The sequence below is a fragment of the uncultured Tateyamaria sp. genome (assembly GCF_947494755.1).
In the GTDB taxonomy this organism is placed as follows: Bacteria; Pseudomonadota; Alphaproteobacteria; order Rhodobacterales; family Rhodobacteraceae; genus Tateyamaria.
This window is the reverse complement of the sequence record NZ_CANLVZ010000010.1, coordinates 84,769-110,421: the sequence shown is the minus strand read 5'-3', so window position 1 is coordinate 110,421 and position 25,653 is coordinate 84,769. Positions and strand designations below refer to the sequence as shown.

At 60.3% G+C, this 25,653-nt stretch carries 30 protein-coding genes and 1 pseudogene; 18 read left to right on the top strand and 13 right to left on the bottom strand.

Translation table 11 applies throughout. The annotated features are described in order from the left end of the window. Positions 1 to 63: 63 nt before the first annotated feature. Complete coding sequence (locus Q0908_RS13610; RefSeq protein ID WP_299285341.1) at positions 64 to 480, top strand: hypothetical protein; 417 nt, start codon at positions 64 to 66, stop codon at positions 478 to 480. Then, on the top strand, positions 477 to 968 hold the full coding sequence (locus Q0908_RS13605) for an ImmA/IrrE family metallo-endopeptidase (RefSeq protein ID WP_299285338.1): 492 nt from the start codon (positions 477 to 479) through the stop codon (positions 966 to 968). Before Q0908_RS13610 ends, Q0908_RS13605 begins: the two co-directional genes overlap by 4 nt. On the opposite strand, the gene Q0908_RS13600 is transcribed toward Q0908_RS13605, so the two are convergent. Next, complete coding sequence (locus Q0908_RS13600) at positions 958 to 1,164, bottom strand: DUF6471 domain-containing protein (RefSeq protein ID WP_299285335.1); 207 nt, start codon at positions 1,162 to 1,164, stop codon at positions 958 to 960. The two genes, Q0908_RS13605 and Q0908_RS13600, sit on opposite strands and share 11 nt — an antisense overlap. A 104-nt stretch (positions 1,165 to 1,268) precedes the next feature. Between Q0908_RS13600 and Q0908_RS13595 the strand changes: the two genes are divergently transcribed. From Q0908_RS13595 to Q0908_RS13580, 4 genes and pseudogenes are all read left to right on the top strand, one after another. After that, positions 1,269 to 2,237, top strand: a complete 969-nt coding sequence (locus Q0908_RS13595) for an IS1595 family transposase (protein WP_299285332.1) — start codon at positions 1,269 to 1,271, stop codon at positions 2,235 to 2,237. 213 nt (positions 2,238 to 2,450) lie between these two features. Beyond that, positions 2,451 to 2,627 (top strand): hypothetical protein, encoded by a 177-nt coding sequence (locus Q0908_RS13590; RefSeq protein WP_299285329.1) that lies wholly within the window; start codon positions 2,451 to 2,453, stop codon positions 2,625 to 2,627. A 68-nt stretch (positions 2,628 to 2,695) separates the two neighbouring features. Beyond that, a complete protein-coding gene (locus tag Q0908_RS13585) occupies positions 2,696 to 3,271 on the top strand; it encodes a hypothetical protein (protein WP_299285326.1) in 576 nt (191 codons plus the stop codon). 460 nt (positions 3,272 to 3,731) lie between these two features. Beyond that, a pseudogene (locus Q0908_RS13580) lies at positions 3,732 to 3,890 on the top strand (HNH endonuclease); the annotation flags it as partial. A gap of 1 nt (position 3,891) precedes the next feature. On the opposite strand, the gene Q0908_RS13575 reads toward Q0908_RS13580, so the two are convergent. The 3 genes from Q0908_RS13575 to Q0908_RS13565 all read right to left on the bottom strand — a co-directional run bounded on the left by Q0908_RS13575 (position 3,892) and on the right by Q0908_RS13565 (position 5,490). Beyond that, the gene (locus Q0908_RS13575) at positions 3,892 to 4,068 is read right to left on the bottom strand and encodes a hypothetical protein (protein WP_299285323.1); all 177 of its coding nucleotides are present in this window, start codon (positions 4,066 to 4,068) and stop codon (positions 3,892 to 3,894) included. Between the two features lie 64 nt (positions 4,069 to 4,132). Next, positions 4,133 to 4,741, bottom strand: a complete 609-nt coding sequence (locus Q0908_RS13570; RefSeq protein ID WP_299285320.1) for an enoyl-CoA hydratase/isomerase family protein — start codon at positions 4,739 to 4,741, stop codon at positions 4,133 to 4,135. After that, entirely contained in the window at positions 4,738 to 5,490 is a 753-nt protein-coding gene (locus Q0908_RS13565) for an SDR family oxidoreductase (protein ID WP_299285317.1), read from the bottom strand. The genes Q0908_RS13570 and Q0908_RS13565 overlap by 4 nt, the downstream gene beginning before the upstream one ends. Positions 5,491 to 5,620: 130 nt before the next feature. On the opposite strand from Q0908_RS13565, the gene Q0908_RS13560 reads away from it, so the two are divergent. From Q0908_RS13560 to lpxK, 6 genes are all read left to right on the top strand, one after another. Then, positions 5,621 to 7,153: a DUF2125 domain-containing protein gene (locus Q0908_RS13560; RefSeq protein ID WP_299285314.1), complete on the top strand. Its 1,533-nt coding sequence runs from the start codon at positions 5,621 to 5,623 to the stop codon at positions 7,151 to 7,153. 103 nt (positions 7,154 to 7,256) lie between these two features. Then, the gene (locus Q0908_RS13555; RefSeq protein ID WP_299285311.1) at positions 7,257 to 8,606 is read left to right on the top strand and encodes a TldD/PmbA family protein; all 1,350 of its coding nucleotides are present in this window, start codon (positions 7,257 to 7,259) and stop codon (positions 8,604 to 8,606) included. Beyond that, on the top strand, positions 8,593 to 9,378 hold the full coding sequence (locus tag Q0908_RS13550) for a 3'(2'),5'-bisphosphate nucleotidase CysQ (RefSeq protein WP_299285308.1): 786 nt from the start codon (positions 8,593 to 8,595) through the stop codon (positions 9,376 to 9,378). The genes Q0908_RS13555 and Q0908_RS13550 overlap by 14 nt, the downstream gene beginning before the upstream one ends. A gap of 69 nt (positions 9,379 to 9,447) precedes the next feature. Next, positions 9,448 to 9,690 carry a DUF4170 domain-containing protein gene (locus Q0908_RS13545; RefSeq protein ID WP_299147152.1) on the top strand — a complete coding sequence of 81 codons (243 nt, stop codon included), beginning with the start codon at positions 9,448 to 9,450 and terminating at the stop codon, positions 9,688 to 9,690. Positions 9,691 to 9,698: 8 nt separating this feature from the next. Beyond that, positions 9,699 to 10,919, top strand: coding sequence for a glycosyltransferase N-terminal domain-containing protein (locus Q0908_RS13540; protein WP_299285304.1), 1,221 nt, complete (start codon positions 9,699 to 9,701; stop codon positions 10,917 to 10,919). Then, positions 10,919 to 11,902: a tetraacyldisaccharide 4'-kinase gene (gene lpxK, locus Q0908_RS13535; protein WP_299285301.1), complete on the top strand. Its 984-nt coding sequence runs from the start codon at positions 10,919 to 10,921 to the stop codon at positions 11,900 to 11,902. Before Q0908_RS13540 ends, lpxK begins: the two co-directional genes overlap by 1 nt. A gap of 89 nt (positions 11,903 to 11,991) precedes the next feature. Here lpxK and Q0908_RS13530 read toward each other — a convergent pair whose 3' ends face one another. From Q0908_RS13530 to Q0908_RS13520, 3 genes are read right to left on the bottom strand one after another with little or no spacing between them, the layout of a single operon-like run. After that, positions 11,992 to 13,110: a CaiB/BaiF CoA-transferase family protein gene (locus Q0908_RS13530; RefSeq protein WP_299285298.1), complete on the bottom strand. Its 1,119-nt coding sequence runs from the start codon at positions 13,108 to 13,110 to the stop codon at positions 11,992 to 11,994. Then, entirely contained in the window at positions 13,110 to 13,808 is a 699-nt protein-coding gene (locus tag Q0908_RS13525) for a thioredoxin domain-containing protein (RefSeq protein WP_299285294.1), read from the bottom strand. The genes Q0908_RS13530 and Q0908_RS13525 overlap by 1 nt, the downstream gene beginning before the upstream one ends. Further along, positions 13,805 to 14,326 (bottom strand): DciA family protein, encoded by a 522-nt coding sequence (locus Q0908_RS13520; RefSeq protein ID WP_299285291.1) that lies wholly within the window; start codon positions 14,324 to 14,326, stop codon positions 13,805 to 13,807. The genes Q0908_RS13525 and Q0908_RS13520 overlap by 4 nt, the downstream gene beginning before the upstream one ends. An 82-nt stretch (positions 14,327 to 14,408) precedes the next feature. On the opposite strand from Q0908_RS13520, the gene mutY reads away from it, so the two are divergent. Continuing rightward, positions 14,409 to 15,452, top strand: coding sequence for an A/G-specific adenine glycosylase (mutY, locus tag Q0908_RS13515; protein WP_299285288.1), 1,044 nt, complete (start codon positions 14,409 to 14,411; stop codon positions 15,450 to 15,452). 86 nt (positions 15,453 to 15,538) lie between these two features. Continuing rightward, the gene (locus tag Q0908_RS13510; protein ID WP_299285285.1) at positions 15,539 to 16,675 is read left to right on the top strand and encodes an alkane 1-monooxygenase; all 1,137 of its coding nucleotides are present in this window, start codon (positions 15,539 to 15,541) and stop codon (positions 16,673 to 16,675) included. On the opposite strand, the gene Q0908_RS13505 is transcribed toward Q0908_RS13510, so the two are convergent. The 5 genes from Q0908_RS13505 to Q0908_RS13485 all read right to left on the bottom strand — a co-directional run bounded on the left by Q0908_RS13505 (position 16,672) and on the right by Q0908_RS13485 (position 21,035). Further along, on the bottom strand, positions 16,672 to 17,046 hold the full coding sequence (locus Q0908_RS13505) for a GFA family protein (protein ID WP_299285282.1): 375 nt from the start codon (positions 17,044 to 17,046) through the stop codon (positions 16,672 to 16,674). The two genes, Q0908_RS13510 and Q0908_RS13505, sit on opposite strands and share 4 nt — an antisense overlap. Further along, positions 17,046 to 18,398, bottom strand: coding sequence for an adenylate/guanylate cyclase domain-containing protein (locus Q0908_RS13500; RefSeq protein ID WP_299285279.1), 1,353 nt, complete (start codon positions 18,396 to 18,398; stop codon positions 17,046 to 17,048). The genes Q0908_RS13505 and Q0908_RS13500 overlap by 1 nt, the downstream gene beginning before the upstream one ends. Positions 18,399 to 18,539: 141 nt before the next feature. Then, positions 18,540 to 19,640 (bottom strand): site-specific DNA-methyltransferase, encoded by a 1,101-nt coding sequence (locus tag Q0908_RS13495; protein WP_299285276.1) that lies wholly within the window; start codon positions 19,638 to 19,640, stop codon positions 18,540 to 18,542. A gap of 112 nt (positions 19,641 to 19,752) precedes the next feature. After that, positions 19,753 to 20,343 carry a ribonuclease HII gene (locus Q0908_RS13490; RefSeq protein ID WP_299285273.1) on the bottom strand — a complete coding sequence of 197 codons (591 nt, stop codon included), beginning with the start codon at positions 20,341 to 20,343 and terminating at the stop codon, positions 19,753 to 19,755. A gap of 197 nt (positions 20,344 to 20,540) precedes the next feature. Then, entirely contained in the window at positions 20,541 to 21,035 is a 495-nt protein-coding gene (locus tag Q0908_RS13485) for a hypothetical protein (protein ID WP_299285270.1), read from the bottom strand. A gap of 164 nt (positions 21,036 to 21,199) precedes the next feature. On the opposite strand from Q0908_RS13485, the gene Q0908_RS13480 reads away from it, so the two are divergent. The 3 genes from Q0908_RS13480 (at position 21,200) to Q0908_RS13470 (ending at position 23,093) form a co-directional block, all read left to right on the top strand. Beyond that, positions 21,200 to 21,481, top strand: coding sequence for a hypothetical protein (locus tag Q0908_RS13480; protein ID WP_299285267.1), 282 nt, complete (start codon positions 21,200 to 21,202; stop codon positions 21,479 to 21,481). Continuing rightward, the gene (locus tag Q0908_RS13475) at positions 21,453 to 22,157 is read left to right on the top strand and encodes a hypothetical protein (RefSeq protein WP_299285264.1); all 705 of its coding nucleotides are present in this window, start codon (positions 21,453 to 21,455) and stop codon (positions 22,155 to 22,157) included. Before Q0908_RS13480 ends, Q0908_RS13475 begins: the two co-directional genes overlap by 29 nt. A 156-nt stretch (positions 22,158 to 22,313) precedes the next feature. Continuing rightward, positions 22,314 to 23,093 (top strand): HpcH/HpaI aldolase/citrate lyase family protein, encoded by a 780-nt coding sequence (locus tag Q0908_RS13470; RefSeq protein ID WP_299285262.1) that lies wholly within the window; start codon positions 22,314 to 22,316, stop codon positions 23,091 to 23,093. A gap of 103 nt (positions 23,094 to 23,196) precedes the next feature. Here the strand turns inward: Q0908_RS13470 and Q0908_RS13465 are convergent, their stop codons facing one another. Further along, entirely contained in the window at positions 23,197 to 24,324 is a 1,128-nt protein-coding gene (locus Q0908_RS13465; protein ID WP_299285259.1) for a DUF3095 domain-containing protein, read from the bottom strand. A gap of 105 nt (positions 24,325 to 24,429) precedes the next feature. Here Q0908_RS13465 and Q0908_RS13460 point away from each other — a divergent pair, with 105 nt between their 5' ends. Beyond that, complete coding sequence (locus tag Q0908_RS13460; RefSeq protein ID WP_299285256.1) at positions 24,430 to 25,602, top strand: MFS transporter; 1,173 nt, start codon at positions 24,430 to 24,432, stop codon at positions 25,600 to 25,602. Positions 25,603 to 25,653: the final 51 nt, after the last annotated feature.

Below are 25,653 nucleotides of genomic sequence, written 5' to 3'. Positions count from 1 at the left end.
CAAGCCTTCCAGTATCCTGTGATTTCAGATATCCGATGGTGAGTTGTTTCTGGGGTTTGCGTCTTGAAGTTGGCGAAAAGACTACTGATCTTATTCATCGCCATTGTCGGGGCAGCAAATCTTGCTTTCTTTGTCTACTGGTATAGCGCCTCTGAAGTAACTGCCCTCATGCCCGTCAGTCCTACTGGTTACACTGTTGAGGCGCTGGCCTTGAACGTCACGATACTTGAGATGATATTGGTGCTGGTGGGCTTTATCCTCGCAGCTCTAGGCCTTTTCGGTTACACTGAGATCAAGAATGCTGCCATTCGTGCAGCCGTAGAGGCAGCAGAGAAAGAGGCGAAAGACACTGTATCAGAGCAACTCAGCATACTTGACGCCGTAAGGGCGAGAGACGACAACAGCAAACCCGAACATAGCGGTGACTACGGCTTAGACGATCAGCCTATAGAGGGCGCAACGCCAGCGAAAGACGAATGAACCTTACTTATCCAGAGCAACTATCGGTCATTCAGCGACACCAGGCCTCGCCTCCGGTACAAACTGTCGCTATCGCCGATGATCTTGGCCTGAAAGTTTGGCACGTTCCGAACTGGCCTGACGACTTATCTGGAAAGATCGTAAAGTCTGCTGATCAAGGCGGCTCATCTGGATATGCGATTTATGTGAACAAGGGCCACCACATCAATCGCCGCCGGTTCACTACAGCCCATGAGATCGCTCATTTCATTCTGCACAGACGGTTCATCGGCGATGGTATTGTTGATGATGGACTTTACCGTAGTCGGTTGAGTAACGCCATGGAGGCGCAAGCCAACAAGCTAGCAGCGGACATTCTGATGCCTCGCGTATTACTTAATCAATACATCGCGAGTGGAACCACATCGGTGGCCGCTTTGGCAGAGATTTTTCAAGTTTCTGAGAGCGCCATGTCAATCAGAGTGGGCGCTCCAGCGACTAAATTCTAAGTTCCCCGACGTCTACGGCGTTCAAGCATTTTAGCATGTAGGCTGCACTAAACTTGCCGCGCGACAGTTTGTTGCGGACGTTCGGCTCTTTATCCCCAATTAACTCAGCAAGCTGTGCGTACGTAACGCCCTGCCGCTTCAACTCTGCTTTCAACATGTTCGCCGCTTTGGCTTCCCAATCAGTCTGATCTGGCATGGCGCTCTCTATATATGATAAAGGCACTATAAATGTGATATTTGCCATTGTAAACGTGATATGTATGTACTATATTTATGATATAGGTAATCACAGAGAGTACAATGGCCCAGCATTTCCTCCTTTCAGCAGCTTCTCGGACGCTTTCACTGCGGTCGATCTACAAGGCTGGCGAAAATGCGGCCTACGAGACGTTCTGCCAGATGCGCTGGCCTGAAACAGACGGTGAGGCGGTTTGCCCCCGTTGCAGCAACCACGAAACCTACAAGATCACCACGCGCCGCAAATTCAAGTGCAAGGCATGTGCGCACCAGTTCAGCGTAACCAGCGGCACCATTTTCGCCTCGCGCAAGATGGACTTTGTGGACCTGCTGGGCGCGATCTGCATCATCGTGAACGCCTCTAAGGGCGTGAGCATGGTTCAACTGAGCCGTGATCTGGACTGCCAGTACAAGACTGCCTTTGTGCTGGCCCACAAGCTGCGCGAGGCGATGGCCCAAGAGGTCCAGACGGGCGAAGTGTTGCAGGGCCATGTTGAGATTGATGGCGCGTATTTCGGTGGTCACATCCGCCCTGAGAACGCCAAGGCAGACCGCAAGGACCGCCGCTTGAAAGTGAACCAGACAGGCAAGCGCCGTGTCGTCATTGCCCTGCGGGAGCGTGAGGGCCGCACTTTGCCATTCGTTCGCATGTCTGAGGGCGAAGGCGTTGCGCTGGCAAACGAGAACGTAAGCCGCATGGCAACTATGTCAGCGGACGAGGCCAGCCATTGGGATATGCTGCACGCTGGCTATCACGTGGACCGCGTGAACCACTCAGAGATTTACAGCGACCACGGCAAGCACTCGAACATGGTGGAAAGTTATTTCTCACGCCTGCGCCGCATGGTGCAGGGCCAGCACCACCATGTTAGCCCGCAGTACCTGCATCAGTATGCGAACCACGCCGCTTGGTTGGAAGACAACCGCCGCACAGACAACGGTACTCTGGCGCAGATTGTAGTAAGTAACTCAATGGCCGCGCCTGTGTCGCGCAACTGGAAGGGGTACTGGCAAAGGCACTCCACTGGCTGACCGTTTGCTAGCGATCATTGAAAATTTGTTAACAATGTGTTATATCTTTTGGTGTAAGTTCATACGGAACCTTCAATGATCATGAGAAGTTCTTTTGAGAGGAAAAGGAGCTTCCGCGACGTATTTTTGCCAAAATGTCGTGATTGATGTCTAGTGGACTTGCAATGGTCGTGCTAAGCGACCACTAATCTAACACGCACAAGGAGGTGCACAATGGAAAAACTTTTCGCAGCACTCCAGGAAAAACACCCTGGATATGAGGTGCGTGATATCAAATTTATCATGAATGTTGATGACATTGATGGCCAAAAAGCATCTGATGTTGATGCGAACATGGCCAACATTGTTAAACACGCTGAAATCCTTGAAGATGCGTCCACACTCGGCTAAGTAGTGCCGTGTAGCTGGATGAACACAACATGATCGGTGCGTCCCTAGCAATATTGTAGGGTCACACCATGAAGTTTTCTCACATTTCTGAGCAATTGCGAAAGTATCGTCTTGCCAAATCTGGCAGGTCGATGAACGCTGCTATGCGTGTCCAAGAAATTTGGGACGCGGTCGAGGCATCTGAACACTCATCAATTGGACGAATCAATCTATCCGTCGAAATGCTTGAACGTCCCATAGATGGTATGTTTGTAAGATTGGTGAGTAGTGGGGAAGAACCAGACGTAGCACATGTCTTCGTCCACCGAGACTTGCACCCGCATTGGAAGGAGTTTGTAGCGGTAAAAGAGATGATGCACTGCTTCACACCCCCTGAAAAATACGCATCTACACCTCTGGCAGTCTCACAGCTATTCGACGAACTCAGCAGCGTGGACATGCCCTATACACCGAGAGTGGCGGCAGACGACGACGGCCTACTGGCTGCGGCTGAGATGATTTTACCGCACAGCGTGGTAGAGCCAATGATAGCTGCGGAGATGGACGAAGATCAGATAGCTGCGCATCATGGTCTTCATCCAGATATTGTCAGGTTTATATGCCGACTAGATGTGTTGCACATGCGTAAGAATGGATCGTTCTGATCTTGCGTGATGGCGAGACTAGTTGGGCGCTAGCCAAAATCGCCCAGTGTGTCTAACTCGGCCTGCCTTTTTCAGACCCCATAGACATACGTAGACCCGCCTGTAAACCTGTTGATAGGTTAGGTTGGGTTTGCAAGATTGGATCGCATTCGCAAGGTCCGCCCCTGTCTGCGGGCCACTCCTAAGCGTTTCAAGAACCATCCGACGCAGCTCGCCCTTGCGGAAGTCCTTGGGCGTCTTTGCTGGCATGTTGAGCGCCATAGGCTCGGCACCGTATAACCTAAGAAGGTAATCTACATGCTCTAGCCCATCGCGTTCCTCGCGCACCATTTCCTGTCGGACGTAGTGCAGCGTGTCGATCACGGTCTTGGGTTTAAGCGGGCGGAAGTATCTGCGTGTCATGACAACGTTGTAACGGATCACGTGTCAGATGTTTTGGTGCGTTTGATACATAAGGCCGGAAATTCACGCGACCCTGACAGAGACGGAACTGGCCCGCGACTATGCCACACCCGAGGCGTTGCGTGCCCATCCTCGCCTCGCCAAATTCGCTGAATGGGTGGCCAAGCGCCCGCCCGGCTTTGCCTCAAAGGTGCCGGGCAAGCGGCGCAAACGTTAGGTCAGCGGCGCGGCTTGATCGGGGGTGGGCCAGCTTTGCTGTCAAGATCATGCGCCACCTTGCCCAAGGCAAACGCAGCCAGCAACGCGACGCGTTCCGCGCGGGTCAGCGGTTTTGGCGCAGCCTTCGCAGGGCGGGTGGGGCGCGCAGGGCGTATGATATGGTTGTCTCGGGCCATCTGAAACGCCCTCGAATCGTATCACATTTTTCAGTTTCTTGCTACTCGCAGGACGGGTGGTCCGTCAGCGGCACAACGCCTTGATTGTTCGCGCCGTCACCATATCAGCATTCAGCACGTCGCTACACAAAACCCGCGCGCGCCCGGTCACATCCCCATCCTCGATGATTTCGTCAACCAGCCCGAACTGATAGGCGGTGGCTGCATCAATCTTTTGTCCCGCCAGCAGCACCATCTTGGTCCGCGCGGGCCCGATCAGCGCCGCCATGCGCACCGGATCACTGGGTTGCGGCAGGTATCCAAGCCGCATCACCGGATAGAAAAATCTGGTGCCGGGGGCGGCGATCCGCATATCGCAGGCCAGCACCATTCCGTTTGCCCCCCCTGCGACCGTCCCGTTGAGCGCGGCAATTGTCAGGCAGGGCAGCGCCGCAATGGCACCCGACAACTCCTCCCACAAAGGGGAGACGGCCAAACCGGCCTTTGCCGCATCTAGATCCGCACCGGCGCTGAACACCTTGCCCGTGCCAGTCAGGATCAGGGCGCGGGCGTCCTTGGCTGCGCGGCACTGCGCGACCAACTCTTGCAACATCTCTTCGGTCAATGCGCCGGCCTTGTCGGGGCGGTTGATTGTCAGCGTCCAGATCGGCCCGTCTGTGTCCGCCTCAATCACGCGAGGCCGACCCGCGCGCGAATGTCGGGATCACGCAGCGAAATTTCTGAGCCGATCCAGTGATCTGCATCGGCGCTGCACATCCACAGCAACGCCTTGGCCACCCAATCCGCAGGGATGTGGTCGGACCAGTCCAACTGGCTGACCGGGTTGATCCCGCTGGCCTTGATCTCGCGTTGCATCTCTGTGGCAACCGTGCCGGGGCTGAGGCCCATCGCACGGATACCATAGCGGCCGTTTTCCTTGTGCGCGCAGGCGGTCAGCATCGCGGCCCCCGCCTTGGAGGCGCAGTAATGCGACCACGCCTCGACCGGACCGTGGGCCGCGCCCGAACTGATCGTGAGGATACTGCCACCCCCCGCCTTAAGCATCACGGGCAAGGCCGCGCGCATCCCGTAGAAGACCCCCTTGAGGTTGATGTCGATGACCTGAGACCAGGCACCCGGATCAGCACTTGCCATATGCGAGATCGGCTCAATCGCGCCTGCATTGCCGATCAGTACATCCAGCCCGCCAAAATTCTGCACCGTTTGTGCCACCGCCGCCTCGACCGCCGCAAAGTCGCTGACGTCGCAGGGGATCGCGATGGCTTGGGACCCGATCTCGGTGGCGATGTCCGATATGGCTTCGGCGCTACGAGCCACCAGGGCCACCTGCGCGCCTGCCTTGGCGAACAGGCGTGCGGTGTCCGCCCCGATACCCCGGCTGGCACCTGTGATCAAAACCGACTTTTCCGACATATCCTGCATCAAACTATCCCACTCCTTGCGCAGTTTGCCCTGTGGTAGGCTGGGCAGGGCTTTACGTCTACCCCGTGACCTTGACGCTGTGCGCCCAACGGCGGACGATGCACCCAAATTGTGAATTGAGGATTCTTGTATGCCCCGTATGTCCCGCCTTATCCAGAGCACCGCGATTGCGTTGTGCCTGCCCGCCACGGCAGCCCTTGCAGACCTGACCGCTGCTGATGTGTGGGCGGACTGGAAGTCCTACATGACAGAGTCCGGATACAGCGTGAGCGGAAATGAAGAGGCGGCGGGCGATACCCTGACGGTCGACGATGTCGTCCTGAATATGGACTTCGCCGATGCCGATGAAATAGAATCGGCTGGCATCATCCTAGGCACGATGCAGTTTGTCGAAAGGGACGATGGATCCGTCGATATCGACTTGCCGGGTACCAGCAGTGTCGCGATAGCGTTTCAAAGCGAGACCGGCGAAACCATCAACGTGGCAATTGATGTCAGCCAGAGTGATCACAGCTATGTCGCGTCCGGCGATCCAAGCGCGCTGCGCTACGTCTATCAGGCGGGGATGGCGCAGGTGAACCTTGCCGAATTGATGGTCGACGGGGTGAGCCTTGGTGAGCAGGTGGCCAAGGTGAACATGACCATGAACGAGGTGGGCATAACCACGGACACGACCTCGGGCGATGGCCGATCGATAGCACAGGTGATGAGTATTGCGTCAATCGACTACGACCTCAGCTTTAACGATCCAGCGGGCGAAGGCGCATTCAGTGTGACAGGTGCAGTCGAGGGCGTTGGCGTCGACGGTACCGGCGCAATGCCTTTCGGGGTCGATACCCAGGACTTCAATGCCATGCTCAAAGCCGGTTTGTTCGGCGCAGGCACCCTCACGACGCAAGGCGGGACCTATGACGCGTCCTTCAACGGCCCCGAGGGCAGCGGCACGATCAATGGCGTGTCCGAAGGCTCCACCATCGGTTTCAGCATGAGTTCGGTGGGTCTGGCCTATGACATCGTGCAACGCAACGTGGCGGTCAACATGCTTGTGTCAGCCTTTCCCTTGCCCGTGTCCTTCAACGCGGCTGAAATGGGCAGCAGCTTCCAGATGCCGCTTCAGAAATCACAGGATGAACAGGATTTCGGCCTTGGCCTGACCCTCAGCGATTTCACCATGTCCGATGTGATCTGGTCGCTGTTTGATCCAAGCGCGCAACTGCCCCGAGAACCCGCCACAATCGCGGTGGACCTGTCGGGCAAGGCGAAATTGCTGCTTGATCTCCTTGACGCCGATCAGGCGGAGGTACTCGAAGAAACCGGTGCAGTACCGGGTGAGTTGAACGCGCTGACGCTCAACACGCTCAATATCGACGCCGCAGGGGCCAAGCTGACGGGCTCGGGCGATTTCGTCTTTGACAACACCGATCTGACCACCTTTGACGGGCTGCCTCGCCCCGAAGGCGGCATCGATCTGCAACTTGTGGGCGGCAACGGACTGCTGGACAAGCTGGTCAACATGGGCCTGTTGCCCGAGGATCAGGCCATCGGGGCCCGGATGATGATGGGCCTCTTTGCGGTGCCCGGTGAAGGGGCAGACACGCTCAATTCCCGCATCGAAGTGAACGATCAGGGTCACGTGCTGGCCAATGGGCAGCGTATTCGCTGAACGAACGGGCACGAGCCGACTGGCAAGGGCGGCGCATCTGCGCGCGCCCTTGCGCCCCAGCCCCGACACCTCTACCTGATGCGCAACCCTGCGGAGCGTTCTTATGACCCCATCTGATCTGTCCACCCTGACCGAACGGCTGATCAACGCGGCCAAATCCGCAGGTGCAGACGCCGCAGATGCGATGGCGGTACAGGGCACGTCGATCTCGGTGGATGTGCGCGCCAGTGCGCTTGAACAGGCCGAACGGTCCGAGGGGATTGATCTGGGTCTTCGTGTGTTTGTGGGCCAGAAGCAGGCCAACGTGTCATCGTCAGACGCCTCGGACCGCACGATCGAGGAGATGGCCGCCCGCGCCGTGGCCATGGCAAACGAAGCCCCCGAGGACCCGCATGCGGGTCTGGCCGATCCCGGCCAATTGGCTACCGACTGGGATCTGGACGCGCTTGAGCTGTTTGATCCGACGGCCGAACCCAGCCCGGCAGAGTTGCAGGCCGATGCGTTGGCCGCAGAAGCCGCCGCGCTGGCCGTTGCTGGTGTCGATCAGGTGCAGCAATCCACCGGCGCTTACGGAGCGCGCGACATCTGGCTGGCCGCCTCGAACGGATTTTCAGGCGGCTATCGGCGCACCGACCGGGCCACAAGCTGTGTGGCCATCGCAGGCACAGGGGCCGAGATGGAGCGGGACTATAGCGCGGACAGCCGTATCTTTCAAAGTGATCTGCGCGCGCCAGGCGAGATCGGACACGAAGCAGGCACCCGCGCCATCGCCCGCACAGGGGCCCGCAAGCCACCTACGGGAGCCTATCCCGTCCTGTTTGACGAACGCATTTCATCCTCGCTGATCGGGCACCTGTTGGCCGCGGCCAATGGGTCCAGCGTCGCCCGCGGAGCCTCATGGTTGCGCGATCTGTTGGGACAGCAAGTGCTGCCCACCTCGCTGGACCTGATCGAAGACCCTCACCGCCCCCGCACAGGGGGTACCCGACCCTTTGATGGCGAAGGGCTGCCCACACGGCGCCGTGCCATCGTCGAAAACGGCATCCTGACGGGCTGGACTCTTGATCTCGCCTCAGCGCGCAAACTCGGGCTGTCCTCGACCGGGAACGCGGCGCGGGGCACCTCTGCGCCGCCCAGCCCTTCGAATTGGAACGTGGCGCTGGATCAAGGCAGCGCGAGCCAGGCCGACCTGATCCGCGACATGGGCACCGGGCTGCTGGTGACGTCAATGATCGGCTCGACCATCAACCCCAACACGGGCGACTATTCGCGCGGGGCTGCGGGTCTCTGGGTCGAAAATGGCGAGGTCACCTATCCGGTCAACGAGTGCACCATTGCGGGCAGCTTGCCCGAGATGCTGCGCAATATAGTGCCCGCCAATGATGCCCGCACCTACCTTAGCCGCGTTGTGCCCTCGCTGCTTGTACCCGGAATGACCCTTGCTGGCAGCTGACCTGCCCCTTTTGATTGACGCAGCGCGGATCGCTGGCCGGGTGGCGACCAGCTTTGCCGGTGACACGGCGACGCGTTGGGACAAGCCTGGCGATGCAGGCCCCGTAACCGAGGCGGATCTGGCCGTGAACGACGCCCTGTCAGCCACATTGCGCACGGCGCGCCCGGACTATGGCTGGCTGTCCGAAGAAACCGAAGACGATGCAACCCGCCTGTCGCACGACACTGTGTTCATCATCGACCCCATCGACGGCACCCGCAGCTTTGTCGAAGGCTCACGGACATGGGCGATTTCAATCGCCATCGCCCATCTGGGTCAGGTGACGGCCGCGGTCGTGTATCTGCCGCTGCGCAATCGGCTCTATGCGGCAGCGCATGGCGCAGGGGCCGCGCTGAACGGGCAACCCATTGCGGTCAGCAATGCCGCGATGTCCCCTGCAAGCACTGTGCTGGCCGCGCGCCCCATCATGGACCCCAAACACTGGACCGATGGCATACCCGACATAACCCGCCATTACCGCCCGTCCCTCGCCTACCGTCTCGCATTGATAGGTGAGGGCCGCTTTGATGCAATGCTGACCCTGCGGCCCAGTTGGGAATGGGACATCGCCGCGGGCGCACTGATCATCACCGAAGCGGGCGGCACGATCACGGACCAGACCGGCGCGCCCCTACGATTCAACAACCCCCATCCTACGCTGAACGGGGTGGTGGCGGGCAGCGGGCCCGTGCATAGCGCACTGGCCCCCAGACTAAAGACCTACTGCGCTTGACCCCCGCCGCCATATGCGCAAACTGCGCGATACACCGCTTATTCCCGAACCGATCAAAGGAAACGCCCCATGTCTCAACGCCTGCACCTCGTCTTTGGTGGCGAACTGGTGGACCCTTCGAAAAATGTGTTCAAGAATGTGGACGACCTGCACATGGTCGGCATCTTTCCTGACTATGACACCGCCTACAATGCGTGGAAATCCGAAGCGCAGCGCACCGTGGACAACGCGCATATGCGGTATTTCATTGCCCATCTGCACCGCCTGCGGGACGAGGAAAACGCAGCTGCACCCACCGAAGAGTTGGGCTGAGGCCCCATATGCGCGGATCTCTGGGGCTTGCGGCCTATCGCACGCTGTCGGGTCGGCGCGCACCTCCTGATTATACGCCCGCGCAAGACCGCCCCGAAGGCGAAGTGGTGTGGATCCACGCCGCTGAAGAGGGCAACAACCGCGCTCTGAACGATCTCGCGCACCGGCTGGCGACGATGCGGCATGGCTGCCATATCGTCCTGACCTGCGCAAGCGACGGCTTTGAGGTGCAGCGCGGAGCCTCGGTGATCAATGCCGATGTCCCACCTGATCATCCTGTCGTTACGGATGCGTTTATCAAACACTGGCGCCCGGATGTGGTGATCTGGTCATGGGGCGGCTTCCGCCCCAATCTGATCCTGTCCGCTGCCGAAAGTGGCGCGCGCATGATCCTGATTGACGCGGCCCGCGACGGCTTTGACGGGCGGCGCGACCGATGGTTGCCCGAAGTCCCCAAGCGGCTGTTGTCCCAATTCTCGCACGTCATCGCACGCGATCAGCAGGCCCACCTGCGACTTGCGCAACTGGGGCAGGCGCTCAATGCCATCGAACTTGCCGCCCCGCTGCATCCGTTCGGGCGTACGCTCAGTGTCGCTGAAACCGACATCACCGAAATGACGCAAGCCCTGGGGGGACGGCCCGTCTGGTTGGCGGCCCGCGCCGCCATCAACGAGGGGCGCACGATTCTGGCCGCACATCGAATCGCCGTGAAAACCTCGCACCGGCTGTTGCTGATCTTGCATTTCTCGGACCAAAGCGAAGAGGAAAAACTGGCCGAAATCGCCCAGGAGATGGGTCTGCGCATCGCCCGGTGGAGCGTCGGTGAACTGCCCGATGACAACACCCAGGTCCTGCTTGCCGATGATGACGAAGACCTTGGCCTCTGGCTGCGGATCGCGCCCGTCACCTTTCTGGGCGGTTCCTTGCGCTCGGGGCAGTCGGTGATCGACCCCTACGCCGTGGCTGCCCATGGCACGGCAATGATCTATGGGCCCAATGTGGGCGCACATGTGGACGCTTTTACCCGACTGATGAATGCAGGGGCGGCCCGCATCGTGAATTCCACCGAATCCCTGGGCCGCGCCGTGATCCAGATGATCGCCCCAGATCACGCCGCCCAAATGGCCATGGCCGGATGGGAGGTCGTGACCCAGGGGGCAGACACGCTTGATCGGATCATCGAGCTGGTCCAGGCGCATCTGGACCGCATCGATCAAGGGCTCACCTGATGCGCACCCCGGCATTCTGGACCTCGCAACAGGGTGCGCGCGATTGGCGGGCCAGATTGCTGCGCCCTCTTGGCGCGCTTTACGGGAAGGCCACCGCATACCGGCTCAGCAAAGGGCCTCGCGCACGGTTGCCCGTCCCGGTCATTTGCGTCGGCAACATCAACGCAGGCGGCACCGGTAAGACGCCAACGGTCATGGCACTGGTCGAACGGTTGCGGAACCGCTTTGTCGACCCGCACATCATCAGCCGCGGCTATGGAGGCTCCCTTGCAGGCCCGGTGGAGGTTGATCCGGGCCGACACAGCGCCAAAGACGTCGGGGACGAGCCACTACTGCTCAGCGCCTTCGCGCGCACATGGGTCGCGCGGGATCGCCTCGCAGGGGCGCAAGCGGCGATCAAGGCTGGGGCGCAGGTGATTGTGCTGGATGACGGCTTTCAGAACCCAAGTCTGGTCCATGATCTTTCAATCGTTGTGGTAGACGCCCAAACCGGGTTCGGCAACGGCTTGTGCCTGCCCGCAGGCCCGTTGCGCGAACCAAGCGATGTCGGACTGCAACGCGCAGACCTTCTTCTGAGCATCGGGCCGCCGACGGCGCAGGCCAGCTTCGCACCCAACACCAAGCTGCCACGGGTACAGGCCACATTGGCCCCTTTGCAGACCGGGATGGACTGGACAGACACGCCACTGATCGCCTTTGCCGGGATCGGACGACCGCAAAAGTTCTTCGACACGCTCAATGATCTCGGGGCCACACTCCTGCGCGCCGAAAATCTGGCAGACCACCAGCCGCTCTCGCCTGCATTCCTCACCCGGTTGGAAACCGAAGCACGGGCGCGCGGCGCACAGCTGGTCACCACAGAAAAGGACGCGGTCAGAGTGCCGCCCGCCTTCCGCTCCAAGGTGATCACACTTCCCGTGCGGCTCCAGATTGCAGACCCTGCGCACCTGGACGCGGCCCTCGATACCCTGCTCACCCCATAATCTTCTTTTGACCAAAAATACCGCCCAAGCGGAGCGGAAAGCGCAGACCCCGGAGGGGGATGCAAAACATCATGCGGCGCGTCAGCGCCTCAATCATCCTCACCCAAGGCCGGCGCGGGACGATCAAAGGTCAGATCGGTATCCGAAAACCGGATGGGCGTGCGAATACCGGGCACACCGTTCAACTCGATCTGCATACCGCGCGCGTGGACCTGCGGATCAGCCATCACATCCGCCATGTCATTGATCGGACCCGCGGGCACACCCCGCGCCTCACAGGCAGACAGCAAATCATCCCGGCTGCGCACGATCGTGGCGGCAGTCAGCAGTCGGGTCATTTCATCACGATTGGCGATGCGGTCCGCGTTCTTGAGAAACGCCGGAGCCAAGGCCATCTCCGGTAGCCCCAGCAACTCGCACAAGCGTTGGTACTGCCCGTCATTTCCGGTGGCGATGATGATATGTCCATCCGCGCAATCAAACACCTGATAGGGGGTCAGATTCATATGGGCATTGCCCATACGCCCCGGCACATCCCCGCTGGTCAGATAGTTCATGCCCTGGTTCGAGGTCATGGCAACAGCGACATCCAGCAGCGCCATATCAATCTGCTGCCCCCGTCCGCTGCTGCTGCGTTGATGAAGCGCCGCCAGAATGGCCGTGGTCGCATAGACCCCGGTGAACAGATCGGTGATCGCAACACCCGACTTTTGGGGCTGTCCTTCGGGCGCGCCAGTGATCGACATCAACCCGGACATGCCTTGGATGATAAAGTCGTATCCCGCCCGGTGCGCATATGGGCCCGTTTGGCCAAAGCCTGTGATCGAACAATAGATCAGGCGTGGGAACTGATCGCGCAGGCTCTCATAGTCGAGGCCGTATTTGGCCAGCCCACCAACCTTGTAATTCTCGATCAGGATATCGGCGTCCCCAATCAGGTCCAGCAGCTTGGCCTTGCCCTCCGGTGTGCGAAAATCGACCGTAACCGATGCTTTGCCGCGATTGGTGGAGTGAAAATACGCCGCCGACACATCGCCGTCGCGGGTGACAAAGGGCGGACCCCACTGGCGCGTGTCATCGCCACGCGGGGCTTCGACCTTGATCACCTCAGCGCCAAGGTCGGACAGGGTCTGGCCCGCCCAGGGGCCAGCCAGAACCCGTGCCAGTTCAACGACGCGCAGGCCCGAAAGAGGCCCGCCGCCAGACATCAGCTGCCAGCCGCCTCTTCGATCAGACGGGCCATTTCTTCGTAAGCCATGTTGTTGTAGGTCGTACCGTTGATCACAAAGCTCGGGGTGGAGCGCACGCCGTCTTCCTCGGCGTTTTCCTGATACCACGCCACGAGCGTGCGCAACTGGTCGGCATCGTTCAGACAGGCTTCGACCGCATCGCCGCTCAGGCCGGCCAGCCGGCCGATCTTGCGCAGCTCGTCCGCTATCTGGGCTGGATCACCGCCGCCAGCACGGCTCCATTCGGCCTGGGTACTGTAGAGGATATCGGTGATCCCAAAGAAGGACTCAGGTGTGCCCGCACAGCGCGCAATGGCCGAGGCCCACAGCCCGAACCGGTCGAAATAGACTTCGCGGTAGACAAAGTTGATCTTGCCGGTGTCGATATAGTCCGCTTTCAGCTGCTTGTAGGGGCCTGTATGAAAGCTGCCGCAATGGGGGCAGGTATAGCTGGCATATTCGATGACTGTCACGGCGGCATCCGGGTTACCGATCTGCATTTCGACCACACCTGATGTGTCGATGTCTTCGGCAGCGGTTTGGGCGCTGGCAGCGCCCAGCAATCGCTCGGCCTGTGCCTGCTGGTCGGGCGAGGTGCCGCCGGTTTGCGTCGAGGAATACCAAAAATAGCCAGCCACCCCGATCACGATGGCCAGTATGGCAACAATACGGTTCATGTACGTGTTCCTTGTTTTTCACGTGTCAGAATGTTTGCGCCCAACCGCTCGAGCGCGGCGCGCAATCCGTCATCGGCCACCGGCGCGACGACTTGCCCGGCGGCCTTGTGCATCTCTGCATTCGGGGCCTTGGGGCTTTTGTCTTTGGGGCGATGATCAAAGGCCACCTGCCCTTCGGCGAACCCTGTGGCCGCCGTTTGCGTGATCCGGATGCGCGCGATGGCGTTGTAACCATAGACCGCGTTGACCTTGGCGCGCAGCTGCTCCTTTTGCATCTCAAGCATGGGGGCCTGTGCCCCGGTTGTCAGCAATGTTAGTGTCGCGCCCATACCGCCCCGTCCATAGCTGACCTCGACCGGTCTCGCGATGGCTGCCACATCTGCACCTGCCACCTCCGCCCAATCCGTCAACAGGCGGCTTTGCGCAAAACCCCGGCTTTCGCTGGCCTGCCTGATCCGTCCGGTCAGCAGCGAGGCTGTCCGTTTGAACCCTTTTGTTGTGGCGCGGCGCGCAGCCATGGCTATGTTCCTTTTCACCCGTGCGTGATCATAGCGGATGGGCTTGTGATAACCAGCCTTCCGATCAAGGATTCCATAACTCTTGCGTGACCTCAGCGATACCCTGCTCGACTGGTACGACGTACATGCGCGTGTGATGCCGTGGCGCACTGCACCTGCCGACAAAAAGGCGGGTCAACGCCCCGACCCTTATGCTGTGTGGATGTCCGAGATCATGCTGCAACAAACGACCGTGGCCGCCGTGACCGCCTATTTCCAGCGCTTCATGGCCCGCTGGCCCACGATCAGCGATCTGGCGGCAGCGCAGGATGCGGACGTGATGGGCGAATGGGCCGGCCTTGGCTACTATGCCCGCGCGCGCAACCTGCTGAAATGCGCGCGCGCCGTGGTGGACGAGCATGGTGGGGTGTTCCCCGCCGATCATGCCGCCTTGCTGAAATTGCCCGGAATTGGGCCTTACACAGCCGCCGCTATATCCTCGATTGCGTTCGATCTGCGTCACACGGTCGTTGACGGCAATGTCGAGCGGGTCATGGCGCGCATGTTTGATGAACACACGCCCCTGCCCGCCGCCAAACCGATCCTGACCGCCCATGCCGCGGCGCTGACGCCGCAAAAGCGCCCCGGGGATTACGCGCAGGCTGTCATGGATCTGGGCGCGACGATCTGCACCCCGAAGTCGCCCGCATGCGGGATCTGCCCTTGGCATGACCCCTGCATTGCGCGCGCAAAGGGCACCGCGCCGGATCTGCCTAAAAAGACACCCAAAAAGCCTAAACCCATCCGGCATGGCACGGTGTACCTGGCGCAGCGCGACGATGGGGCATGGTTGCTGGAAACCCGGCCCGACAAAGGATTGCTGGGCGGTATGCTCGGTTGGCCCGGATCCGACTGGGTCGACGTCCGCACCCCGCGCCCGACCGCGCCGCCTTTTGATGCTGCGTGGACGAAGCTTCCGGGGGATGTGCGTCACACGTTCACCCACTTCCACCTGATCCTCGATGTGATGGTGGCGCGCGTCACTGACGAGGTCCCGGATCGGGGCCGATACCTAAGCCGCACTGAGTTTCGCCCCTCTGACCTGCCCACTGTCATGCGCAAAGCCTTCGATCTAGCGCAAATGTGAGCCGCCCGACCGTCGCGTCATGCTTGGCAGCGCGCGCATAATCGCTCTACACATATCAGGTGCGCAACAACCCCAAGGACCCGACCATGATCCTGCCTCCTCAGACTGTGGCCAAGGCACAAAATGCCCTGCCATTCGCCCTCTCTTTCCTGCTGATCCCCCTGGCCTTTATCAGTGCCATTTACGGGGGTTGGACGGTGATCCTGTTGCCCTTGGTCACGTGGTATACCTTTTCATTCCTTGACCTTGCGGTTGGTTTAAACACCGACAATGCCGACCTCGAAACCACCGACGAAGAGCTGTTCTGGTACACCGCGATCACCATCGCCTGGGTGCCTGCGCAATTCCTGATGCTGTTCACGCTGATCTGGTACGTGGCCCCGGCCGAGCATCTGAACACCTTCGAGAAAATCGCGATCTTCTTTGGGGTTGGTGTGATTACCGGCACGGTTGGCATCAACTACAGCCACGAGCTGATGCACCAGAAGAACAAGCTGGAACGCTGGTTGGGCGATGCGCTGCTGGCCATGGTTCTTTACTCCCATTTCCGCTCCGAACACCTGCTGGTCCATCACCGCTATGTGGCAACACCGCGTGACCCGGTGACCGCGCGCATGGGCGAGAGTTTCTATCGCTTCTACCCTCGCGTCCTCAAACAGTGTTTCCAATCCGCGTGGAAGGCCGAGGCCGCGATGCTGGCCCGCAAGAACCTGCCCGCGACCGACTCAAGCAATCCATTCTGGAAATACGCCTACCTTCAGGGTGTGTGCTTTCTGCTGGCCTTCGCGCTTGGGGGTTGGGCCGGGATCGGGCTGTTCCTCGTGCAGGCCGGGGTCGCGATCTGGCAACTGGAACTGGTCAACTACATCGAACATTACGGTCTGACGCGCAAACATCTGGGCGACGGCAAATACGAACATGTGCAGCCCCGCCATTCGTGGAATGCCGCGCAAAAGGCATCGAACTGGCTGCTCATCAACCTGCAACGCCATTCCGATCACCACTACAAGCCGGACCGTCGTTTTCCGGTGCTCCAAACCTACACCGAGGCGGATGCACCCCAACTTCCCTATGGCTATCCAGTGATGACGATTGCGGCGATGTTCCCATCGCTTTGGCGGCGCGTGATGAACCCGCGAGTCAAGAAATGGCGGGATATGTATTATCCAGAGATCACGGACTGGAGCGCGTATAACAAGGCCGCCAACCCGCTGCCGCGCTAATCGTCCCGGCCCCGGTCATATTGGGTCATAACGGCAAAGGGTGCCAGCCACGGTGCCCTGCGCACAGTCCAGCACTCGTAGGTTGGTGTCAGGCCGTGTGGTTCATCCATCGCGCCAAGGTGCAGTTCGATCTCCGCCCCGCTGCGCGCAAACACCGATGATCCGCATGTGGGGCAAAAGTGGCGTTCGGCGTGATGCCGGGTTGGCCCGGTTATAGTCACGCTGCCTGCATCAAAGACCGCCGCGGCGTAAAACAGCGCACCGTGATGCCTGCGGCAATCAAGGCAATGGCAGATGCCGACGCGCAAGGGCGCACCCGTCGCCACAAACCGCACGGCACCGCAGGTGCATCCGCCTGTGACCTGTTCCATCAATCGATCACCCAGACCGACACGGGTGCGGCCACGCCGCGCACAGGCTGATCCGGGGCCGCCCTAAATCCCGCTGGACGCCCCGCCGCGGCGAGCGCTGCATTGCTGACAATGGCACGCACATCCAGCACCCGCGTCAACGCCTCAAGTCGGCTGGCCACATTCACCGTGTCGCCAAGCACCGCGAATTCCAACCGGTTGGCACCGATGTCACCTAAAACGACCTGCCCGAAATGCAGACCGAAACGTGCGTCGATCTCAGGCAAACCGTCAGCGCGCCGCGCCACGTTCAACGCGTCCATCCGATCGACCATGGCCTGAACACAAGCGACGGCACGTGCGGCATCATCATCCTGCGGCAGCGGGGTGCCGAACGTCGCCATCAACCCGTCGCCCAAATACTTGTCCAAAGTCCCGCCATGGGCAAACACCTCGCTTTCCATCCGGGCGTGAAAGGCGCGCAAGGTCTCGATCACCTCCTGCGCCGGGCGGCCATCGGAAAAGGCGGTAAAACCGACGATATCGACGAACAACACCGCCGCGTCATGGGTGCGGACCTGACCAAGCGGTTCATCCTTGGTAGATAGCGCCTCCACCATGGTCGGGGAAAAGTACCGGGCCAGATTGGTGCGCGCCCGCGCCGTCTCGGCACTATCGAGCACGAGGGTCTGATAGCGACGCACAGTGACGGCCAAAATCCCCGCAACAAGGATGAACACCACGACTTCCTGAATGCGAAAATCCCAATGCACGACACCCGGGTCCATCTGCGCACTCAGAACCGGGTTGCCCGGGAACAAGGCCAATGCGGCTGCGCTGACATCCGGATCGGTGCGACCGAACCACCAGACGCAAAAGGCCCCCAGCAACCATAGCCCCGTCGTCCAAGTCCCAATCGAAATGATCGTGCGCCAGGAATAGGACAAAACACCCGCCGCCAGCAGCACGTAGAAATACTGAAACACCTCGAACTGATATATCAGCGCCGTCGGGTTCTGCGCATCCGACAGCGGGTTGGGCAGCAACAGCGCCAAGGTCATCAACAACAGATCAGCAAACAGCCACGCCAACTCTGCACGCGATTGTCCAACCCGCCCCACCCGACGCTGCGCAAGACCGACAAGCACAAGGCAGCCCAAAAGGGACAAATACCAGATCACCTCCCAATTCGGGTTGAGATAGATCAGCAGCACGGCCGTGACCGACAAAGCCGCGATGCGCGCACGCACCGCCAGATCCATGCCTTCACGCTTGTTGCGCTCAAGGGCGGCGCGGGCATGCGGGTTTGCAGGAAGCTCGACCAAGGGATCGACCTGCAGAGGCACGCTATCGGCTTGGGTGATGTCACTCATTCCAGTTGCTCCTGCATTGCGTTGATCTGTACCAACTGTAGCGCAAGAAAAAAGCCCCGCCAAAAGAAAGGCGGGGCATAGGTGCAGTGCCATAGGTCGGCGGGTTAAGCCGCAGGCACCTGGCGGTGTTCGAAAAGTCGGTTAGTCGTGCATCTCTGCTCGGATTTGCTGGCGCAGCACGTCGATGGGCACAACCTTGCCCTCGCGCTTGAAGCACCAGTAGGTCCAGCCATTGCAGCTTGGGGCACCTTCCAGATGGGCGCCGACCTGATGGATCGAGCCCTTGATGTCGTCCCCGATCAGGGTACCATCCGCGCGCACCTTGGCCTTGTGGCGCTTGTTCATGGAATAAAGCTCTTCACCCGGACGCAGCATGCCGCGTTCAACCAACTGGCCAAAAGGCACGCGGGGCTCAGCCCGTTTTGAGGTCGATACGGCCAGCGCCTCGCGATCAAACTTGCGCACCGATGCGATACGTTTCTCGGCGACCTTGCGATAGGCGGCCTCACGCTCGATCCCGATAAATTCGCGGCCCAGCATCTTGGCAACGGCCCCCGTGGTGCCCGTGCCAAAGAAGGGATCAAGAATGACGTCACCGGGATTGGTCGCGCCGACCAGCACACGGTGCAGCAGGCTTTCGGGCTTCTGGGTGGGATGGGCCTTGTCGCCCTGATCATCCTTCAGACGTTCATGGCCCGTGCAGATCGGCAAGACCCAGTCACTGCGCATCTGAATACCCTCGTTCAGAGCCTTCAGCGCCTCGTAATTGAAGGTGTACTTGCTGTCCTCGGATTTGCCCGCCCAGATCATCGTCTCATGGGCATTGGTGAACCGCTTACCGCGGAAATTGGGCATCGGGTTGGACTTGCGCCACACCACATCGTTCAAAATCCAGAACCCTTCGTTCTGAAGCGACGTGCCAACCCGGAAAATGTTGTGATAGCTGCCAATGACCCAGATCGCGCCATTGGGTTTCAACAGGCGACGGGCGGCCTTGAGCCAGGCATTCGTGAACTCGTCATAGGCCTTGAACGAATTGAACTGATCCCAGTGATCGTCAACCGCATCCACCTTGGAGTTGTCGGGGCGATGCAAATCACCCTTCAGCTGCAAGTTATAGGGCGGGTCGGCAAAGATCAGATCAACGCTGCCAGCGGGCAGGCTGTTCATCACATCAATGCAGTCACCCGCAATAATCTGGTTCAAGGGAAGCGCCTCAGCGCCCTTTAAATGTTTCGTCATCGTCTGCCTCTGTCCCCGGCACATTTTGTGCTCGTTGGTTGGCCTCAGGATGAGTCATACCCGATTCGCGGTCAATTTCTTTTTTGAATCAGCAGGTTAAGAAAAATACTTGTCACAACATGTTGTGCACTGGTTTAAACGAACGTCTATGGTGTGGGGTCACCCCGAGATTCTGCAGCGCGGCCATGTGGCTTTTTGATCCATAGCCCATGTTCGTCTCCCAGCCATAGCCGGGATGCTGTTGCGCCAAATCCACCATGATCCGATCGCGACATATTTTGGCCACAATTGAGGCCGCCGCAATAGAGAGGGAACGCCCATCCCCCTTGATCACAGCTGTGGCCGGAAGGGACAAACCACGCGGGATCATGTTGCCATCAATCAACAGATGTTCAGGCAGGGCGCGCAGGCCCGCAACAGCGCGCTCCATCGCAAGGTGCGACGCGCGCAGAATGTTCAAATCGTCAATTTCGGCGACGCTGGCATGGGCAACAGAAACATCGGCACAAGCGATGATCTCCTCCCACAATACCTCACGGACGCGCGCACTCAGGTTCTTGGAATCATCCAGGCCCACAGGACACCGGGACATATCCAACACCACAGCCGCAGCCGTCACAGGCCCCGCCAAAGGGCCACGGCCTACCTCATCCACCCCGGCAACCCGACACCCAAGCACGTTCTCCAACTCAAAATCCGGCACGAACTCTCCCAACTTCTTTTGACCAAAATACCGCCGCCGGAGGCAAAACGCACTTTCGGGACGAAAGTGCAAACATCGCGTGCCACCGCGAGGTGGCGCATCAAGGTCCAACCCGAAAAAGAGGGCAGTGCCCGAACACCGCCCTCTTCAGTCTGATTGCGACATGGGGGACCATTGCCGCACTCACAGACCCGCTCTTAGCGACGGGCCAATTGGTAGCCATGGCGGTTTAGGCAGCGCGCGGCATATCCCTGACGCCAGCCACGGTTCGTGCGGAACTCGCGGTGGCACTGGGCGGGCAGGCTGTGCACATGACGATAGTTGTTCTCGAGGCAGCGCTGACCAAACACGCGGGCTTGGCCGCGATGGGTGTCAAAGCTGCGCAGACAGTGCTGCGGCAACAGCTTGCGGCTGACCCGGTTTGGGATTGGGCGCGGATTGTGTTTGTGCCGCTGGATGTGCTGTGGCGCTTTGTGAACTTTCTTGCGCTTGGTCTCTTTGCGATGGCGGTCCTCGCGATCATCCTTGCGGTCCTTGATGATCGCACCCACCACAGCCAGCCCAAGCAATGCAGCAATCGCGGCGGCAACCTGATCATCCTGCGCACGGGCCGGGGCGGCGCTGAAGCCGGTGATGACAATGGCAAGGGCGGCTATTGTCGCAATGAAGGGGCGATGCAGTTTGAGGGTCATGGGATGGTCCTTTTAGTTGTGGCAGGCCGCACGAGACGACGATGGCATCAAACTGGCGGCTGGACACTCAGACAGGCAATAACGGGGCCCTGCTATGCGATATCATCCACCCTACCCCACTGAGGTTATTGAATATCCGCGCCGTTGCGCCCACTCTGAGGACCATGAAACAGATCACTCTTTCCCTCGCATTGACCCTCGCCTGTACGGGTGCGGCTCAGGCGGCATGCTTTGCCGACTACAAGGCCAAGCAGGACAACCCCCTTCGGCTGCATTACGGCGTGGCCGAAATCTCGGGCCAATGCGCGCGCGCCTCTGCGCAATCTCAACTGCGCGCACGGCTTGCTGCAAACGGATGGACATTGTTGCAGGTTCTGTCCGTATTTGACGCCCAAGGGCTCGATCAAAGGAAAAACAGTGCCGGACAATACTACCTCCGCTTCTGACATGCGGCGCGCGGGCGGACGGCTGGTGACCTTCGGGATCGCCGGCATCGTCGCACTTTTGGTGCTCGCGGCGCTACTGCTGTTCCTGAGCCTGCCCGATGCCGGGGCCTTTGATGCGCGGGTCGAACGGATCTTTATCGAGAACACCGACCTGACCAGCCCCGCGGAAATCAAACTGCTCGAGATCCTCGCCCAATCAGGCACGGCCTTCTCGGACACACTCGCGAGCTACCGGGTCGTGATCTTCGTGCTCTTGGTCTTTGCAACCGGCATGATGATCGCAGCCCTCATCTTTCTGGTGCTGCTGGTCACCTTCAACCGCCGCATGGCCCAGATTGAACGGGCGGGCATACAAGTGAACTCGCTGCTGATCAGCCGCGAGGAAAACACGGTCTATCTCAACAATCTCGGGTTCAAGCTGACGGATGCGGCGATGGAAACCATGTCCGTACTGGCCGAGGCGCGGATGGACGATGACGTGCTGTCCGGCTCGGAAATCGAAGGGGTGATTTCGGGGCGCAGCGCCGCCGATTGTGATGAAGCGGCAGGGGCCACGCGGATCAAACGGCTGCGCGACACGCTCGGCAACCAGATCGTGAGCGAACTGCTGGTCAAAAACATTGCCCGGCGCGGCTACATGCTCAGCGTCGAAAAGGACGTGATCAAGGTCCTCTGACCCTTTCCTTTCGCCGACAAATACCTCCCCCGGAGGGCACGGGCTTTGCGACTGCAAAGGCCAAATATCATGTGGCGCGCATGCGCCTCATTTCGGCAGTGGCCATTTGGGGGCGCACGCCGCTAGGGTGCGGCAGGACCACAAGGAGAGATGCCGATGCCCGCCCCCCACAACCCCTTCAAGGCCGCAATCAACAACGGTGAAACCGTCATTGGCTGCTGGTTGTCTCTAGGTGACCCCCTCGCAACCGAAATCGCAGGCACCGCCGGGTTCGATTGGTTGCTGATCGACGGGGAACACACGCCCTACGACATCTCGCGCATGCGCATGCAACTGATGGCGCTGCAAGCCTCCGACAGCCACGCCGCTGTGCGCGTTCCGAGTTCGGAGACCTGGATTATCAAGCAGGTCCTTGATGCAGGCGCGCAGACCGTTCTTGTGCCCATGGTCGAAAGTGCTGCACAAGCCCGCCACCTGGTTGGCGACGTGCGTTATCCTCCGACCGGGCACCGCGGAGTGGGCTATTCCGGCGCGCGCTGCAGCCGGTTCGGGGCGATCACGGATTATGGTCAGACGGCGGATGATCAGATCTGCCTGCTCGTGCAGGTCGAAAACCGCGCGGGCATCGCCAATCTGGACGAGATACTTGCCGTTGACGGGATCGATGGTGTCTTTATCGGGCCTGCGGATCTGTCGGCGGATATGGGTCATATGGGCGATCTTACGCACCCTGAGGTGCAGGCCACTATTAGGGATGCGTTTCAGCGGATCGAAGCGGCGGGGAAAGCCCCCGGCGTCCTCGCAACGACGCCCGAGATGACGCAGGATTGCCTCGACTGGGGGGCGCGTTTTGTCGCCACCGGCATCGACCTTTTGATCCTTGCCAGGCAGTTGCGCAGCTTGGCGGCAACCTGGAAAGGCAAGGTTGCGCGCTAGCGCTGTGGTTTCGCCGCGCTGGCGCTGCGGCGACAGGCCGGGGGTTCCACCCCCGGACCCCCGAGGTATTTGAGGCGAAAGGAAAGACAGCCTTGCTGTGATGTCAGCGGCCCTTCATCTGCATGGCGGCTTGGGTATAGCCGCCCGCGGCACCGTCGATGAAGTGTACGTGCGTGTCGTCCATGATGGAGGGGACTATGCAGGTCATCATCGCCTCGTCCTGGGTGTGCAGCCCGTACTTGATGGTGCCGGCCGCGCGCGCGCGGTCAAGGATCTCTTTCAGCCGTGCCACAGTCGCGCTGTCGCAATCGATTGTCATTTTCAGGCCGTCGTCAAACTTGCGGTAATCCGCATTCGCGCCCACGGTTCGCTGGTAGTGGGCCGGGTCGAAACCGCCCAGCTTGATCTTGGTCTTAAGCAGCACCCACGCGATTGCCGTTTCAAACAGAATTTGGCGACGTCGTTTGGCAAGTGGCATGCCCCCCCGGCTTGCATGTGCCTCCAGCACCGCGCCGGGAGGCGGCCAACCTGTGCCCGGCCCCTCGGGTGGCGACGGATGCCCCCCTCGGTCGAGCGTTTGCACAACGTCCAGCACCTCTTGCGCCACCGGACTGAAGGTTGCCGCATCCACTCCGGCCCCCGGTTGCACCAGCAGTGACAGGATCGTCCCGCTTTGGGCTTTCATATGGCTCCACCGGCAACTCAGACCCGTGAGGTCTGGCTGCGTGCCTGCCGGCGCCATAGTCACCGTTTCGACCCCCGCTTTCATCTGATCTTCGGCCCAGCTGACGCCCCCGCCGGCGAACATGGCATAGTCCACCCCCTGGGACGCCGAATAGCGCGCCACGGCCACCTCGTGCCCTGCGGCGCGGATGTCGGAGACTGCAAACAGCCCGACCCGCAGACCCATATCGAATTCGGCCCGCGCCCAGACCTGCACCGCGGCCAAGGCCGCCGCTGCCTGCGCGCGAAACTTGGGTGGATGTGCGAACGCTGCCCCGTCCCCCCCAAAGACAAACGGAAACGCCCGCCCGTTTGCCGCGTTGATCTGGGCAGAGATCACGGCCGCTCCGATCATGTTTACGACCTTGTACTTTCCCGCTGCAATCGCATCCGTGGACCCGACAATGTCGGACGTTCCCACCACCCAGTCGCCCGGCAGCGGGTCGTAATGCGCAGGGTCCGCCAGTTCGGAAAAGGCCGCGCGCCGCGGCAGGTCATCGTAAAACATGCATCCCCTCTTTCATAACGGACCCTAGCACGCCGCAAACGATCAGCAATGAGGCTTGCGCCGCGGCCACGCCCATGCCACCCCGGTCTCCAGATCGGAGACCCCATGAAAGCTGGACTGACCCTGTTGGCCCTGGCCTATGTCTTGAGCCAGTTTTTTCGCGCGTTTCTGGCCGTGCTCACGGCACCTCTGGGGGCAGACCTTGGGATTGGCCCGGACGTTCTGGCCACCGCATCGGGCCTTTGGTTTCTCGCCTTTGCCGCCATGCAAATCCCGGTCGGCATCGCGCTAGACAGTTTGGGCCCCCGCCGCACCGCCGGGTGGCTGTTCCTGTTTGGGGGTGCGGGCGGTGCCGCTCTGTTCGCGGTTGCGCAAGGCCCCCTCTTTATCCATGCCGCGATGATCATGATCGGAGTGGGCTGTTCGCCTGTGTTGATGGCCAGTTTCTACATCTTCGCGCGCGAGTTCGAACCGGCCCGCTTTGCCACCCTTGCCGCGCTGATGATTGGGGTCGGGACAGTGGGCAATCTGATCTCGTCCTATCCTTTGGCTTTTACGGCCGACACGATCGGGTGGCGCGCGGCCCTGTCGGGGCTTGCCGCCCTGTCGGGAGTGATCGCCTTTGGTATCCTTACAACCGTGCGTGATCCGGCCAAGGTCACGGGGCCGGCGGAGGGTCGCCTGATGGACCTGCTCCGCCTGCCGGTGTTGTGGTTGATCATTCCGCTGGCGGCGATGAACTACGTTCCGGCGGGGGCCGTGCGCGGCCTTTGGATCGGCCCCTATCTGCGCGATGTGTTCGAGATGAGCACGAGTCAGATTGGCCAGGCCTCGTTGGTGATGAGTGTTGCCATGATTGCCGGGGTCGTGGCGTACGGCCCGCTTGATCGCATGTTGGGGACGCGAAAATGGGTGGTCTTTGCAGGCAATGTGCTGACAGCGGTCTGCGTGCTTGCCCTCGCTGTCTGGGTCGACGTCTCTCCCATCCTTGCGATTGCGCTGATGGCCGGGATCGGGTTTTTCGGAGCCACCTTTCCCGTCATCGTCGCCCATGGGCGCAGCTTTTTCCCGGCGCATCTGACGGGACGAGGGGTGACGTTGATGAACCTCTTTGGGATCGGGGGCGTGGGGGTGATGCAATTTGCATCCGGTCGGGTCCATAGCGCCGCTGCGGGCAGTGATCCGAGCGCGCCCTATGTGGCTGTCTTTGCCCTGATCGGCGTGGCCCTCGTGTTGGGCCTGATCCCTTACGCACGCAGCCGTGACAACGTCGGCTGAACCGCCCCCTTTCCCCTCGCGGCTATTGCGTATAAAGCGCCCTCACCTACC

Bases quoted from the DNA above. Each gene is read 5' to 3' on its own strand.
- Q0908_RS13485 (WP_299285270.1), bottom strand. From the start codon at position 21,035: ATGACCCTCAAACTGCATCGCCCCTTCATTGCGACAATAGCCGCCCTT.
- Q0908_RS13480 (WP_299285267.1), top strand. From the start codon at position 21,200: ATGAAACAGATCACTCTTTCCCTCGCATTGACCCTCGCCTGTACGGGT.
- Q0908_RS13555 (WP_299285311.1), top strand. From the start codon at position 7,257: ATGACCCCATCTGATCTGTCCACCCTGACCGAACGGCTGATCAACGCG.
- Q0908_RS13595 (WP_299285332.1), top strand. From the start codon at position 1,269: ATGGCCCAGCATTTCCTCCTTTCAGCAGCTTCTCGGACGCTTTCACTG.
- Q0908_RS13495 (WP_299285276.1), bottom strand. From the start codon at position 19,640: ATGACGAAACATTTAAAGGGCGCTGAGGCGCTTCCCTTGAACCAGATT.
- Q0908_RS13585 (WP_299285326.1), top strand. From the start codon at position 2,696: ATGAAGTTTTCTCACATTTCTGAGCAATTGCGAAAGTATCGTCTTGCC.
- Q0908_RS13520 (WP_299285291.1), bottom strand. From the start codon at position 14,326: ATGGCTGCGCGCCGCGCCACAACAAAAGGGTTCAAACGGACAGCCTCG.
- lpxK (WP_299285301.1), top strand. From the start codon at position 10,919: ATGCGCACCCCGGCATTCTGGACCTCGCAACAGGGTGCGCGCGATTGG.
- Q0908_RS13525 (WP_299285294.1), bottom strand. From the start codon at position 13,808: ATGAACCGTATTGTTGCCATACTGGCCATCGTGATCGGGGTGGCTGGC.
- Q0908_RS13575 (WP_299285323.1), bottom strand. From the start codon at position 4,068: ATGGCCCGAGACAACCATATCATACGCCCTGCGCGCCCCACCCGCCCT.
- Q0908_RS13465 (WP_299285259.1), bottom strand. From the start codon at position 24,324: ATGTTTTACGATGACCTGCCGCGGCGCGCGGCCTTTTCCGAACTGGCG.
- Q0908_RS13470 (WP_299285262.1), top strand. From the start codon at position 22,314: ATGCCCGCCCCCCACAACCCCTTCAAGGCCGCAATCAACAACGGTGAA.
- Q0908_RS13600 (WP_299285335.1), bottom strand. From the start codon at position 1,164: ATGCCAGATCAGACTGATTGGGAAGCCAAAGCGGCGAACATGTTGAAA.
- Q0908_RS13565 (WP_299285317.1), bottom strand. From the start codon at position 5,490: ATGCAGGATATGTCGGAAAAGTCGGTTTTGATCACAGGTGCCAGCCGG.
- Q0908_RS13605 (WP_299285338.1), top strand. From the start codon at position 477: ATGAACCTTACTTATCCAGAGCAACTATCGGTCATTCAGCGACACCAG.
- Q0908_RS13510 (WP_299285285.1), top strand. From the start codon at position 15,539: ATGATCCTGCCTCCTCAGACTGTGGCCAAGGCACAAAATGCCCTGCCA.
- Q0908_RS13530 (WP_299285298.1), bottom strand. From the start codon at position 13,110: ATGTCTGGCGGCGGGCCTCTTTCGGGCCTGCGCGTCGTTGAACTGGCA.
- Q0908_RS13590 (WP_299285329.1), top strand. From the start codon at position 2,451: ATGGAAAAACTTTTCGCAGCACTCCAGGAAAAACACCCTGGATATGAG.
- Q0908_RS13560 (WP_299285314.1), top strand. From the start codon at position 5,621: ATGCCCCGTATGTCCCGCCTTATCCAGAGCACCGCGATTGCGTTGTGC.
- Q0908_RS13500 (WP_299285279.1), bottom strand. From the start codon at position 18,398: ATGAGTGACATCACCCAAGCCGATAGCGTGCCTCTGCAGGTCGATCCC.
- Q0908_RS13505 (WP_299285282.1), bottom strand. From the start codon at position 17,046: ATGGAACAGGTCACAGGCGGATGCACCTGCGGTGCCGTGCGGTTTGTG.
- Q0908_RS13540 (WP_299285304.1), top strand. From the start codon at position 9,699: ATGCGCGGATCTCTGGGGCTTGCGGCCTATCGCACGCTGTCGGGTCGG.
- Q0908_RS13460 (WP_299285256.1), top strand. From the start codon at position 24,430: ATGAAAGCTGGACTGACCCTGTTGGCCCTGGCCTATGTCTTGAGCCAG.
- Q0908_RS13545 (WP_299147152.1), top strand. From the start codon at position 9,448: ATGTCTCAACGCCTGCACCTCGTCTTTGGTGGCGAACTGGTGGACCCT.